Annotated in this window: 9 protein-coding genes and 1 pseudogene; all 10 read right to left on the reverse strand. The window is 57.4% G+C overall.

Annotated elements, in window-relative coordinates; all coding sequences use genetic code 11:
* Positions 1 to 941: HoxN/HupN/NixA family nickel/cobalt transporter (locus tag CPT76_RS31520; protein ID WP_105445693.1), on the reverse strand; the 941-nt coding region annotated here is incomplete at its 3' end.
* A 312-nt stretch (positions 942 to 1,253) separates the two neighbouring features.
* The gene (locus CPT76_RS31525; RefSeq protein ID WP_105445694.1) at positions 1,254 to 3,794 is read right to left on the reverse strand and encodes a LamG-like jellyroll fold domain-containing protein; all 2,541 of its coding nucleotides are present in this window, start codon (positions 3,792 to 3,794) and stop codon (positions 1,254 to 1,256) included.
* 437 nt (positions 3,795 to 4,231) lie between these two features.
* Positions 4,232 to 5,372, reverse strand: a pseudogene (locus CPT76_RS31530) (glycoside hydrolase family 88 protein).
* Between the two features lie 2 nt (positions 5,373 to 5,374).
* Positions 5,375 to 6,697, reverse strand: a complete 1,323-nt coding sequence (locus tag CPT76_RS31535; RefSeq protein WP_258169008.1) for a heparinase II/III-family protein — start codon at positions 6,695 to 6,697, stop codon at positions 5,375 to 5,377.
* Positions 6,630 to 7,232 (reverse strand): hypothetical protein, encoded by a 603-nt coding sequence (locus CPT76_RS40895; protein WP_258169009.1) that lies wholly within the window; start codon positions 7,230 to 7,232, stop codon positions 6,630 to 6,632. The genes CPT76_RS31535 and CPT76_RS40895 overlap by 68 nt, the downstream gene beginning before the upstream one ends.
* A gap of 33 nt (positions 7,233 to 7,265) precedes the next feature.
* Entirely contained in the window at positions 7,266 to 8,804 is a 1,539-nt protein-coding gene (locus CPT76_RS31540; RefSeq protein ID WP_105445695.1) for a response regulator transcription factor, read from the reverse strand.
* The gene (locus CPT76_RS31545; protein WP_105445696.1) at positions 8,797 to 10,602 is read right to left on the reverse strand and encodes a sensor histidine kinase; all 1,806 of its coding nucleotides are present in this window, start codon (positions 10,600 to 10,602) and stop codon (positions 8,797 to 8,799) included. Before CPT76_RS31545 ends, CPT76_RS31540 begins: the two co-directional genes overlap by 8 nt.
* Before the next feature lie 71 nt (positions 10,603 to 10,673).
* The gene (locus CPT76_RS31550) at positions 10,674 to 12,065 is read right to left on the reverse strand and encodes an ABC transporter substrate-binding protein (protein WP_076172816.1); all 1,392 of its coding nucleotides are present in this window, start codon (positions 12,063 to 12,065) and stop codon (positions 10,674 to 10,676) included.
* 272 nt (positions 12,066 to 12,337) lie between these two features.
* On the reverse strand, positions 12,338 to 13,177 hold the full coding sequence (locus CPT76_RS31555; RefSeq protein ID WP_105445697.1) for a carbohydrate ABC transporter permease: 840 nt from the start codon (positions 13,175 to 13,177) through the stop codon (positions 12,338 to 12,340).
* A 21-nt stretch (positions 13,178 to 13,198) separates the two neighbouring features.
* A complete protein-coding gene (locus tag CPT76_RS31560; protein WP_105445698.1) occupies positions 13,199 to 14,134 on the reverse strand; it encodes a carbohydrate ABC transporter permease in 936 nt (311 codons plus the stop codon).
* Positions 14,135 to 14,620 lie beyond the last annotated feature (486 nt).

Consider the following 14,620-nt stretch of genomic DNA (forward strand, 5'->3'; position numbering starts at 1 on the left):
CAAATGGCCAGAAACGCCACGACCAGGAAAATACCCAAATTTCCAAAGTCGATGCCTGCGATGACATCCCAGATGCCACCCGATAAATGAAGCTTCTCCGTCGTGATCTGCGCCAGCTCCACCGCGCCGACTGCCACAGCGGCGATCACCGAAATCGCCGTGACGATCAGGTTGTAGTAGACCTTCCGGATCGGACGGTCACTGGCCCAGGCATAGCTCTTGGTCATCATGAGGCCGTCCAGCGTGTCGAACAGGCTCATGCCAGCCGCAAACAGCAAAGGCAGCGCAATGATGCCCAGGACCGGAACCTGCTGGTTGGCCGCCCCAGCCGACATGGTAAGCAGCGAAATCTCGGTGGCGGTGTCAAAGCCGAGGCCGAACAGAAAGCCGATCGGGTAAATATGCCAGCTTTTCGTGACCAGCTTGAACCATTTGCCCATAAATCGCGTAAAGAAGCCTTTGGCTTCGAACATCTCCTCAAGCTCTGCTTCCCCGATCCGGTCTTCCCGAATTCGGCGGAACGTGCGCCAGAGCTGGGCAAACAGCATGAAATTGAGCACGGCCAGAAACAGCAGGAACACCCCTGACACGGTCACCCCGATGATGCCGCCGATCTCCTGCATCCCGGACATATGCTTGGCGACAAAGCGCACGGAAATGGCCGTCAGCACCGCCAGCAGGAAGACGACGGTCGAGTGCCCTAGGGAAAAGAAGAAGCCAACGCCCCGGGAATCCTTTTTCTGTGCCACCAATTTGCGGATCGTGTTATCCACCGCGGCGATATGGTCGATATCAAAAGCATGGCGGACGCCAAAGACGTAAGCCGCAATTCCCATGCCGACAAAAGCCGGATGGGCGGGCACCACCGCAAATAAGGCAAGCAGCCCAAGGACATGGATCAATGCCACGCCCAGCATGTAACGGTTCCAAATGAATTTCATGTTTCCACCTTTCGCCCTTCATTCATAGGTATGTATCCCAATCCTGCCGTTTCCATCCTGCTGTCTAGTCCTAGTTTATCCTCTAACCTCTTAAAATGGTATCTTTCATTTGCAAAGGCTTACAAAAGTAACGAAAGGATTTCACCTCTCCTTTGTTCTTTGAATAAAACAGCACTCTTATATGAAAATAGCACCTAGTGTGCAATGAGCCCGTCAATGCAAATAAATTAAAAAGGGACAAAGCGAAAGGTCATCTTTCGCTTTGTCCCTCTTGTTTGTGGCCAGAATAGAAACTGGCCCCCCCTCCATTGTTTAAGACGAATTCTTGGCCAAATCCGCCGCCTGCGCTGGCGTCAGTGCGCCATCATACACGCGCAGCTCGTCGATCAGCCCTTTAAACGGCGGGTCCCACCAGTTAACGCCCAGGCTAAAGTTTGCCTTCGTGCCGGTAAACCAGTCCGGGAAGTTCGCTCCCTTGAACTTCTGCACCCCATTCACGTACACGGTCAGCGTGCCGTTCTCCACGGAAAAGGCCAAATGCGACCACTCGCCGGTCGGAATAGTCAGTCCGGTCGCCCCGTCATACCAGCTCGTGCTGCCCGACCAAATCATCGTATTGTTGGCGACAGCCCCCCGGGGAACGAGGCTCACCCAATGATCGCCGTCCTTCGCGCCAAAGAAGGCCGTCGTGTACGTCGTCAGCTCCTCCGGTTTGATCCACAGCGCAACCGAATAGGCATTGCTTGAAATCAGTCTGTCCGGCAGCCGGATCCCGGAGGCCCCGTCGAACTTGGCAGCCTGTCCTTGTCTGCCCTCGGCGAACGTGATGCTGCCGCCGGACTTGTCAATCCGGTCGCCGGTCACCGTACCTGCGGCAAACCGCCCCTGACTGTCAGCCAAGTTACCCTCAAGGCCGTAATAAGCAGACAGCTTGGCGTCCTGGTACGGCAGAATGGTCACCGTAAAGGACCTCGTCAGCGACGCGCCGCCTTTGGTGATTGTCGCAGTGAGCACCGCTTGAACCGGGGCGCCACCCGCCGGACGGTGCACCTCACCTTTGGCCGATACTACCGCTTCGTCCGAGCTCTTCCAGGAAATCGCGGTGTGACGGGCTCCTTCCGCCGGAAGGGCCAGGTCCGACACGACCTTCGCCGTATCCCCCAGACTCAGATCGTTGTATACGTCCTGAACCAGCGCCTGATCGGTTTTGTCTTCAAGCCGGCTGCCCCAGACCGCCACGCCCTCCCGCGAAGAAGCCGTGAAGGTCATGACATAACGCTCGGACACCGGATCCCAGCCGCTGGCGAAGACGCCCTCGTACACAGAACCGGCAATGACAAGCTCCGCCTCGTTGTGCCCGGTCTTTTTCCAAGTGCCGGTCACATCGCCCGAAATCGTGTTGTCCTTGTTCAGCCGGATATACACGGAGGACTGGATATCCGCGGTCGTCCCTTTTCCGTGGTTGATGAATTTATATTCCCCGATCAAGTCCTGACGGTCCACCTTGCTCAACGTTTCTCCTGCATACCGGTATGGGGCAACCACCGGCCAGCCGTCCGCATTCATGTACATTTGATGCACCCGCACCTCATGCGCTTCGCCCATCTGCGGGAAACGGGTATGGAAAACGAGGAACCGCTTGCCGGTCGCATCATCCAGCAGCACTGAGTTATGCCCTGGAGACACATAGCCTACGCCGATGCCGGTGCCCGGATCGCCCACGTCTCTGGCAAACAGGTAGTTCCCCATCAGCTTGTTGCCGTACGGCGCGTTGTCCGTGTCTCCGGGCAGAACGGCGTTCTGGCCCTGGGCATCCACATACGGTCCGTCCGGCTTCTTCGCGCGGAACACCCGCATGTTGTAACCGCCGTCGGCTCCCAGCCAGCCGTAGGTCAAGTACAGGTAGTAGTAGCCGGTAGCTTTATCAAACACCACATACGGACCTTCGCCCGATTTGCCGTAGCCTCCGGCCACCTTCGTGCCGAAATACCGGTCCACCAGGCGTCCGTCGGCGGTCTTGCCGTCTTTGCCGGGATATTTCACCTTGCCAGTACTCGGGTCCACGGGAAGGACGAAGATACCACCGGACCAGGAGCCATAAGACATCCACAGCTGCCCGTTTTTGTCATAGTACAGATTCGGATCGATCGCATTCGGATACGTGCCGTTGGCATACGACCCGTCAGCGTTGAACCAGGCACCGCTTGCCCCGCTGAGCTGTCCGGCGTCGATCAGCTTCGGAATGTTCGTGTTCGTCCACTTTTTATTGATCACGCTGTCCTTATCCTTGGCATCGCCCTCCGTAAAGCCGGAGTACACCAGGGTATCGACATACTGATAAGGCCCCTCGATCTTTGGCGACACGGCAAACCCGATGGCCGACCGGATATACGTCGAGGACGTGCAGTAGTACAGCATATAGGCGCCTTTGGTACCGTCCGCATTCACATATTCAGGATTCCAGAACACGTCGGGGGCCCACACGGAGAAACCGCCCTTGCTGTCCGAATCATTTTGTCCGGCCCAGGCGAACGACCCGGCCAAATTTTGCGCCAGATCGCCATACAGCACGTTGCCCGGCGTCGTATACCCGTTCGTAAACCGGGTCCAGCTCTGCAGGTCCTTTGATTGGGCCGCTTCAATATGCGAACCGAAAACGTAATACGTATCCCCGTCCTTCACGATGGATGGATCGTGTACGGATACGTTTTGATACACCGGCGCTTGTCCCTGCTGCTCCTGTGTCTTGCCGCCTTTCTGCGCCGTACTGTCCGACCCGGTGCCAAATACCTGCCCCGGAACCGTGACGAACAGCATCATCATCAACAATGCCGAAACCCACCTTCTGTTCATGTTTGCTCCCTCCAACAAATAAAATCTCAGAAAATAAGATCATTCAACCTTTTGCGAAAACGCATTCATTGATCCGCACAGCGCTGCTTCATCGTGACGTCTGCCGCGGCCCAGCGACCGATCCCTCCCTTTTTACCGTTTCATCGACCTGTAAACCGCTTTCAACATGTATTTCATTTAAATAAAACTAAAATGTTTTAAGTAATCATATAATGAAAATCATGAAATTTCAATCGCTTTTGGAAAATATTTAACTTCTCGCTGCTGAAATAACCGTTATCACCCTTCATTAAATTTAGAAAAGTATAAAATAAAAAAAGAATGAGACCCTAAAGTCCCATTCCTTTCGCCAATTCAAGTATTCAGCTGTAAAAAACGGCTTCGACCGCTCAACCTTACACGTTCAAATCGCCCATACGCCGCAATACAACGCCCGCTTATTCCCAATAAAACGGTCCTTTCCCCTGCAGCCGGGCGAGGCCCTCCACGAAGAAAAAAGTCGCCATAAATCAGCGGCACGTCCACATTCGTTTGGTTCGGATAATGGCTCGTTCCATGCAAAATGAGGCCTTCCTGCGCATGATCGTCAAAAGCGCCGTAGTTCACGTACAGCGACTCCAGCATGCGCACGGCCGGCTCACGATAGACGGCTGCTTCCAGCTCGCCCACCTGCTCTGACAGTAGGAGCAGCCCGCTGGCCGCGCACGCGCCGGCCGAGGAGTCGCGGTACTGCCTTTCTTCCAGCGGCGCCCGGAAGTCCCAGTGCGGCACGTGGTCCTCCGGCAGATTGGCAAGGAAGAAGTGGGCGACGCGCTTGGCCGTGTCCAGATAGGCTTGCTTGCCTGTATGATGGTAGGCCAGCGTCAGGCCGTATATGGCCCAGGCCGTGCCGCGGGACCAGGCCGATTCCGGCGCATAACCCTGGCCGCCGAGGCCGCCGATGCGCTCGCCCGTATCCGGGTCGTAGCGCATGATGTGGTACACGGAGCCGTCCGGCCGGACAAAGTCGGCGGCCACCGTGTCCATATGCGCCTCAGCGACGTGGCGGTACCGCGGATCGCCGGTCATGGCGGACGCCTGGAACAGCAGCGGCACGTTCATGGCGCAGTCGATGATGGCGACGCCGGCATTGTCCTCGCCTGCGGACCACGGATTCCATGCGCGGATGAACCGGCCCTTCAAATTAAAGCGGGCAGCCAGGTAATTTGCCGCCTTGAGCGCCCTCCGCTTCGACTCCTCGCTTCCCGTCAGCTTGTAGGAAGCCAGGCTCGTCAGCGTCCACATAAATCCGAGGTCATGGTCGAGACGGGTGTAGCCGTCCAGTACTTCATCGAGCCGGGCCTCGCATTCCTCGGCGATTCCCCGCAGACGCTCGTCCCCGCTGCCGTTATACAGCAGCCAGAGCAGCCCCGGCCAGAAGCCCGCCGTCCACCAGTGCGGGGGTTCCAGCACATACTCGCCGTTTGAGCTGGCATGGGGAAATCCCGCCCCGATGCGCTGGCTCGTGCGCCGGACTTTATCCAGCGCCTTCCCCCAAGCTTCATTTACCCATACCGCTTGCGCGGCCTGTTCCGTCATATTCACTCCCGATCACCGCTTTCTTCATCATTTGGCTCAAACTCGAAGGTGACGGCTACCCGGATCGAGGGCTCCGGTTTCCGGACCGTCAAATCGATCGTGTACCATTCGGCTTCACATCCGTCATGGTCCATAAACATCCGCCGGGTGATCTCCGGCGAGAGCATCCCGCCTTCATAACGTATGATCAGCTTCAAGCCCTGCTCTCCTGATCCTTGGAGCTCGATCCGGTCCCCCGCAAGCCGCGGCCGGACGCGGGTGACAAACCGCTCCACCACCGAGCTTGGCGCTCCCGCAAACCGGTACTCGTCCGTAAGCGCCAGACTCGGCAGCCCGCCCTGCATCTCCCAGCGGAGCGCACGGCGCAGGCTTTCCAGCCCTGCGTATCGGTAGGCTTGCGTGAGATCCACGCCAAACACCGCTCCAGCCTCATCGGCAAAAGCCTCTTCGACCACCGCCCGGCTGTCCTCTCCTTCGGCCTGATACTGGCCGCCGACGATCGGTACGCTGTGCCCCTGCGAGCCGTTGCAGTCGTAGGTGTAGCGCTCCGGTCCGAAATACGACTTCGTGTATTCCCCGCTGCCGAGGTCGGCGAGGAAAAACTCACCGTCCCCGTACAGCATAAACTGCCCGAGGTCGTTATGATTGTGGGGCTCGGCGTTATGCCCGCCTTTGGCTGCAAAGCCGAACGCGCAGCTGGGGCCGGCATGCCGCCAGATGAGCCACTGTGCGTCGGGCAGGTAGCCGAAGAACGGCCCCCACTCGCTCTGGGCCGGCTCCCCGCTCCGCCACAGCAGATTCCGGATGGCCGGTGCCCAGCGGCTGCAGTGATCCTCCGTAAACGCAGCCCGGAGGCGGGCCGGCGGCCGCTGAAACTCGGGATACAGGCCGGCCAGATAATCCGACAGCCCCGGCTGAATGCTGCCGCTTGGCCTGGAGTCGGAGAAGTTCGCCACCGCGCTTCCGCCAAGAAAGCATTTTTGCTGAAACAGCGCGATGCGGCGGACCTTGTCGCTGGCGAACCAGTCCAGCCGTCCACGGGACCGCTTCCGGAGCAGATCGGCGTAGTACGTAAAATAACCGAATCCGTAATTCCAGTACCCGAGCCCCTCCTGACAGGCGCCGTCTTCACCGAACCCCGTCAGGTAGCAGTGCATGCCTCTCTCCGCCTTTGCCAGAACGGCCGCCAAACGGTCCGCATCCTCCATCAGCAACAGCGCCGCCGCGCCGATCGAGCCGGCGCACACGGCGGACCAGTTATGTACGGCCGACTCCCAGTGAAACTCCGGGCCAAATACGTCTCGAACAGCGGCGATGCACTTCATCCCGAATCCGGCTCCGGATTAATGGCGGCAGATCGTCGCCCGTCAGGCACAGCAGCTCGCTGAGCGCGAAGCCGGTTTCAGCGCTGAACAAATCGATCTCTCCCCCGGCGTCCCCTTCCCCTAAGTGGGCGGGGAGGCACCAGGTATACTCCTCCAAAATAAGCCACAGCGTATCGCACAGAGCCTCGCGGTATTCATCCCGCTCCGGCTCAAGCATTGTCAGAATCGCAAAGGTGTTCAGCCGGCGGCGCCGCTCGAAATACACCCGCTCATACCCAAGCCGGCGCCCGGTGCGGGCAAAGTCGGCATACAGCGAGTACGTTAATACCGGCAGCGGCAGTCCAAGCACCCGCTGACCTTCTGCCTGAATTTCACGCCGGTCCGCTTCATACAGGTCCGAGGTCCGGACCTTCTGCCAGAAACGGGCCGCGTCGCCGTCCGGATAATACAGGTCCAACCCGGCGGGAGCCATGTCATGAGCCACTTCCTTCAGGGACGGACTTCCTTGCTCATGACAGGATGATGATTCCAGCAATTGCGAATCCTCCTCTCTTATGCGGTCCAAGCCTCACCGCAGCCGGCTCCGGTATTCGACCGGGGTCACGCCGGCGTAAGATTTGAATGTCTTAATAAAATAGCTTTGATTGTCATAGCCCAGCTGCTCGCAAATCTCCCCGACGGTCGCTCCCGTCCGGTCCAGCAGCTCCTGGGCCCGCATCATTTTGAGCCGGGTCACGTATTCGATAAAAGTGCTGCCCGTCTCCTTCTTGAACAGCCGGCAGAAGTAGCTGGTGTTCATGTGAAGGTGCTCCGCCACCTCGTCCAGCGAAATCCGGCTGTGCAGCCGCCGCGTGACGTACACGCAGGCTTCGGTAATCTCGGCCCGTCTGCCGGACTTATGTCCGCCAAAATCGGTCGCGGCCCACGACTCCAGATGCCCGTTCAGCCAGGCATGAAGATCAGCAAGCGAATCGATGTCCGCGATTTCCTTATGGAGCGTATCCGCGGACGATGCCGTCGAAACGGAAGGGATGGCTTGAAGCTTCAGCTTCAAATCGAGCAGCAGCTTGAGGACCCAATCCTTCACCGCCTCCGGCGGATACCGCTCCTTGCGGATCCTCGCGGTCCAAGCAGCCGTCGCCGACCGGATCGCCTGCGGCTCCCGATCCAGCAAGGCCCCGCGCAGCTCGCCAAGTGCCTCATCGTAGAAGCTGAACAAATCCCGCGGCGGCAGGTCATCCCCTTCCGGCTCCGTCTCCAGCTTCGGCCTTGATGCGCGCAGCTTCACCGTCTCTCCGGGTTCCAGATAGAAACGCAGCCCGCCCGAGGCCAGCAGACCGCCGAGCGCCTGCTTCAAGCTCTCCGGCGAAGCACAGGGCTCGCCGATGCACAGCGACATGTCAACCTTAAGTACTTTTCGCAGCGCCGACTGGATTTCCTTCAGCATCTGCGCCGTTTCCTCATATAAATTCCGATGGAGCCCCGGCTTGCCGGAGAAAAACAGCAGCCAGGTTCTGGCATCGTAACCCGCGTGTACCCCGCATGGTGCAAAGTTCTCCAGCACTTCCTTCATGACGTTGCCGACGGCAAAGCGCAGCGTTTGATCCGAGAAGAAGCGGTATTTCACCTGCCGGTAGTTCTCCAGAAATCCGGCGACAGGCAGGGTGTGCTCGCCTTCCCGGAGCAGGCCGTACTCCGCTGCTTCCTTCCTCCAGTTCTCCGGGAACAGAAGGGGCAGATCGATGAGGTTTTTCAGACTCTGTTCCTTCCGCAGCTCCTTCGCCTCATCATACATGCGCTTCATCCGGCTGTGCTCCCATCCGGCCTGCTTCTCCTCATCCATCGCCTGCTTGAACCGGGTGAGCCGCTGTACCAGATCCTCCGGGTCAAGCGTGTCCTTCAGAAGATAGTCCTGTACGTTCAGACGGACGGCCTGCTGCGCATACTGAAATTCGCTGTGACAGGTCTGGCGCTGGGCCTGCTCCCAGGCGCTCCATCCGTTCTCGTGGGTGGACATCAGCCTCAGCCCGAGCTCCTCCCAGCGGATCGTCTCTGACAGCAGCTCAATCACGGGGTAATCATCGTCGGCCAACATGACATTATACATCCCGCAGCCCCTCCTTCCGTGGAATATGCATTTCAATCACGGTTCCGGCCCCCGGCTCGCTGTTCACGCAAGCCTGGAATCCATCGCCAAACATCATGTTCATCCGCTCCGCCACATTAGGCAGGCCAATGCCTGAAAAGGAGCCGCTTGACGGCGAAGGCTCCGCTTCATAGGCGGCTCCGTTCAGGATCCGCATCAGCTCCTGTCTCCGCTCCTCTTCCATTCCCGCGCCGTCGTCAGCGACCGTCAGAATGATCCGCTCCGCCTCCGTCACCGCCCGGATCGATATCGTGCCCGCCTGGCGGCTCAGCCCATGGATCATCGCATTCTCGACCAAGGGCTGCAGGAAGAAGCGCGGCACTTTGATCAGAAACGCCTCCGGGTCAATATCCAGCTGCAGCAAGGCCTCCTCCTTCTGCCGCAGGTTCATCAGGGCGACGTAATGGGAAATCAGGTCGATCTCCTCATGCAGCAAAATTTCGTCTTCCTCGCGGCTGATCGTCATGCGGAGCAGGACCGAAAGCGAGCCGATCATCTTGGCGCTCTCCGGATCGCCACGCTTCATCACCTTCATCCGAATGGAATTTAACACGTTGAACAAAAAATGGGGGTGAATTTGCGCCTGCAGCATTTTAAGCTCGGCCCTTCGTTTGCGGGCCTGGTGGTCCGACACCTCGGCGATCATTTCTTTGACCCGGTCCAGCATCTGGTCGAACAGCAGCCCGAGCCTTCCGATCTCATCGTTGCCTGCAACACCTGAACGCACGTCCAGATTGCCGCGCTGCACTCCGTTCGTCACTTTGCCAAGCCGGACGAGCGGCGTCGTAAACCTGCGCACCAGCACGATCAGCAGCAGAAGGAAGACGAAGAACGAGATCATTTCGAACAGAAATACTTTGCTGAAGATGGCATTCAGGTCAACGATTGCGTCCCGATACGGCTGCATCAGCACGAGATGCCAGCCGTTCATCGGAATCTCCTGCTCTACCATCAGGAACTTCTCCCCGTCGATCCGTTCAATCGAATACGGCTTGGTTCCCTCGTTCAGATCAGCATAAGTAAATTTCCTGCCGATTTGGCCGGCCGGTCCCGATACGATCGTGCCCGAGCCGTCTACCATCAGCACCCGGTTCCCCTTGGAGAGCCGGTCAAAGATGCCGCTAACCTGATCCTCCACCCAAGACACCACCACATAGCCGTAAATTTCCGAATTGGCCAGCCGCAGCGACCGGGCAATGGACAGCTGATAGGGGTGATCGGCTTGATCCTGCACGTAGACGGTTCGCTCAGGCCCGGTCCAATAAGACTCCAGCCCTCTCAGCTCCTTCATCTGCCTGAACCAGGGCTGCCGGGTCAGGTCCGGCGGATTGTAATCGCTTACGGAATAATTCATGTAATACGCCCCGTTTGTCAGCAGCACGGTCACATACGTCTGCTCGCCGACCACCGTCAAGCTGTCGAGCTGCTCCAGCACCCGGTTCGCCTCGGTGAACCGGCGGTACGGATCCTTCTCCTCATTGCCTGAGGCGACCTGCTTGAAGTAGGTGTTCAAACCGGAATTGACCTGAATGTAGTTGGCAATGTTCAGCTTGCTGGACAGCAGGTTCGTGACGGATCCGGCCACCAGCTGCAGCGAATCTCTCGCGTTCGATACGGCCTGCCGCTTCACCGCCTCCCGCGATAAGCCGTTGTACACGATCAGGCTGATGACCGCGGGAACGACGATGCAGACAATCGACGCAAAGATGAGCTTGTGGCGGATCGAGCGCAGCGCCAAGTGCCGCAGCCGGTTGATCATGATGGTCCCCCCAGGGTACAAAAAAGGGACGAAATCGCCGTCCCCCGTTATTGGATCATATTATACCAAAATTATTTTTGGTTGGATTCGATGATTTTGTTCACGCGCTCCTGCGAGTTTTTCACCGTCGCATCGATATCCTGGTTGCCGAGGATCAGCTTCTCGTATTCCTCGTTGACCGCTTTGAACACTTCGGCCTGGTAGGAGGCCGGCGGTACGATCGCTGATGCTTTCGAGGCGACCAGCGTGTCGACCAATGACTTCTTGTCGACCTTCTCCGGGGTTTTCGTGCCGGCGAGGATCGTATCGATAATCTGCTCCACCTGGTCGCTCTTCACTTGACTCCAGGCCGGAATATTTTTACCCTGGACCGTCTGCCCTTCGGTTGTATACCAGCGTACAAACTTGTAGGCTTCTTCCTTATGCTTGGACTTGGCGGCGACGGCGACGTAATCGGTCGTGACCGGGGTGATGCCCGTGGGATCGCCTTCTTTGTTTTTCGGGAATGGCGCGACGGCGACGTTAAACTCCAGCGGTACCTTATCCGTCCCGCCGATTTCGGTATTCATCCAGCTGCCGATCACGATCATGCTCGCCGATTGGTTAAAAAACTGCGTCCGGTAATTGAGCTTCTGCGAGATCATATCGGTATACGGAACGGAGGACTGGTCTTCCTTCTCCATTTTCAGCCGCAGTTCCAGCGTCGCCCGGAAATTGGGATCATCCAGATTCGAGGAGCCGTCGGCCTTGAGAAAGTCGGAGTTTTCCGGCTGATTCTCCATCTTCAGCTTCAGGAATTCGAGCCAGCCCCCGCCCTGCGGTCCGTGGAAGTACGTGCCGTAGCGCTTGCTTGCGCCTTCGCCCTTGGTGAGCTTTTTCGCATAATCGGCAAACTGGTCCCACGTCCAATCCGTCGGCACGCTCAGGCCCGCTTCATCCAAATGGTCCTTGTTCAATAGTACGTACCACGGGTTGAACTTGCCCGGAAGCGCATACACCTTGCCGTTCAGGCGGGTATCGACTTTATAATCCGTCTCTTCCTTATAACCGTCCTTGGCAATGTAGTCGTCCAGCGGTTCAGCCATGCCCAAAGCTACGCGCTGCGCGTATCCGGCCGGATCGCTGAACATCAGGATGTCCATTTGCGCGGAGGACGCCGCCTCCAGGTCCAGCTTCTTGGAAGCCTCCTGCGTATCGCCTTTTTCACTGAGCTGCACCAGCTCGATCGTGACGCCGGGGTTGGCGTCTTCGTAGGCTTTGAGCGTCTTGCTCCAATTGTAAGCTTCCTCGGTTCCATAGGTGTATAATCTCAGGTTGACCTTGTCCTGGCCGCCGCTTGATCCGCCGGAGCCGGACGCCGCCCCTTCGCTATCCCCGCCGCCGCTGCTTCCCCCGCAGCCTGACAGCAAACTGATCAGCAGCATGCCGGCTGCCGCGCCGGTAAGCCATCTTTTTCTCTTCATCCCTCAATAACCTCCCTTGGATTATGCTTGCCCGTGAAAATGCTTCTACCGCCAACGACCATACGGCTAACAGGACACCGGCCTCGGGCCGTATGCCCGCTTTATCCGCCTGCGTCCGTGTGCCTCCGTATGCATCGGTGTGCTCCGCATACCTCCGTATGCCCACCGCTTGCCGGCTGCGTTTTCCCGTATCTGACGCTTTGATTATACCGGGGCCGTCCCCCCGGCTCATGACGCTAAATTGACCGTTGATCCTGCTATTTTGACGGATGCTAGCCCTTGACTCCTCCGAGGGCGATGCCAGCGATGACGTTTTTTTGTCCAATGATAAAAATCAGCAGCAGCGGGAAAATGGCGGATACCGCCGCGGCCATAATCAGCGAGTAGAACTCCCCGCTTAAAGACGTAAACTTCTGCATCGCCAGCGGTATCGTAAACAGCCGGTCGCTCCGCAGAAAGATCAGCGGATTCTGGTAATCGTTCCATGTCCAGATAAAACGCAGAATGGCGTAGGTCGCCACCGCCGGCTTCACGAGCGGCAGCGCGATCGAGGAGAAGATGCGGGGATGGCCCGCACCGTCGATTTTCGCCGACTCGATGAACTCCTGATGAATGCCCATAAAGAATTGACGGAGCATGAACGTGCCCAGCACGCTGAAGCTGCCTAGAATGATCAGACCAAAGTGGCTGTCAAACAAGCCGATGTTGCGGTACAAAATAAACTGCGGAATCAGGATGGCCTGCCCCGGAATCATGTAGGTGACCAGCACGATCATGAACAGCCAGCGCCCGGCGGCAAACTGGATTTTGGAGAAGCCGTAGGCGGCCAGGGCCGACGCCGTGCAGGAGATCAGTGTTGTCAGCACGCTTACCTTAATCGAGTTCCAGTAATAGAGATAAAAAGGGTAATCGCCGAACCATACCTCTTTATAATTCGCCACCGCGTTCCATTTCCTTGGAATCCACTGGATCGGGTAGACGAAGACGTCCTTTTCGATTTTGAAGGAAGTGACCAGCATCCAGATGAATGGCATCAGAAACAGGATGCTGACCGCCAGCATGACCACGGTGATGACCAGCCTGCGCCAGTCGGGCCCGGTACGTGTCGTCATTTTCCGCTCAGCTCCTTTCGCTTAGTAATTGACCCATTTCTTCTGGGCGGACCACTGTCCAAGGGTAATCAACATAACAAAGGCGAACAGGACGGCGGCGATCGCCGAAGCGTAGCCCACCTTCAAATTGACGAATGCCGTGTCGTACAAGTACCAGACCATCATCGTCGTAGAGCCCACCGGGCCGCCCTGCGTCATCACCGCAATGATATCGAACACTTTGAACGTCGAAATGATGCCCGTCACCATCAGGAAAAAGGACGTCGGCGACAGCAGCGGCACCGTAATCCGGGTGAATTTTGTCCAACCGTTGGCGCCGTCGATGTCAGCCGCCTCGTACAGGTCGCGCGGGATTGACTGCAGCCCGGCGATGTAAATGATCATGTTGAAGCCGATGGAGATCCAGACTGAAATCATCATGATCGACAGCAGCGCAAAATGCGGATCGGCAATCCATTTTGGCGGATGATGCACCCCGATCGATTTGAGCAGTTCGTTGATCGGGCCGTAGGAGGGCTGGAACAGCACCTGCCAAACGACGGCGACCGCGACGACGCTCGAGATATAAGGCATGAAGTAAGCGACTTTGAAGTAGCTCTTCATGTACACGAACCGGTCGATCAGGATGGCGAGCACCATCGAAATGAGCATGTACACCGGTACGGTCAGCAGAAAGATGACATTATTGCGGACCGATTTAATAAACATGTCATCATGAAGCAAATTACGAAAATTTTCAAATCCGACCCAGCGGATGCCGTTCCACCCCTGCACAAAGTTCCAGTCGGCAAATCCGAGCACCATCGTTGCGACGATCGGCACCAGCACGAGGATGAATACCCCGAGCAGCATCGGGCTGACGAACAGCATTCCCCACAGCGTTTCGCCCCGCTGGAGGGAGCCGCTCTTCCGGGTGCGTTTCCCTATGCCCGGCGGCGCTGCCGCGACCGTTTCCATTCGTTGTTCCAAGCTCCACACCCCGTTTCTTCTGCATTCCTTAAAGCCTGATTTGATTAAAAGAAAAACGTCGATCGACGTAACCTTCACCGAAGATAGACCGCGTCTAAAGGAAGTTTTTCTTGCAATATCAGGAAGCAATGGCTCTGGATTTCATACTTGATATTATAAAAAAAATACCGTCAGCAGCTTTGACGGTATTTTGATCATATTCACGCTAATTTTTACTTTTTTCAGCAGCGGAACTCCAAACCTGCGCAGCTAAAACCTCTGTCGCCTACAGATGACATCCCCAGTCACCTTTGCTCCGGCATCCGATTATGCTGTACTACGTACTATGGAATCACAAGGAGAGAAACTTGATGAATTCAGACCGCTCCCCCTTTATCTCGTCCAGGCTCAAATCGGGGCTGTACGCCCTGAACAAGCTCGCATCGGCCGGCTTGACGCTGCTCCTGCTGGTGATACTCTCCGGCATGCTGCCCC

Origin of the sequence: Paenibacillus sp. AR247, from assembly GCF_002968895.1 — a bacterium.
Lineage (GTDB): Bacteria > Bacillota > Bacilli > Paenibacillales > Paenibacillaceae > Paenibacillus_AQ > Paenibacillus_AQ favisporus.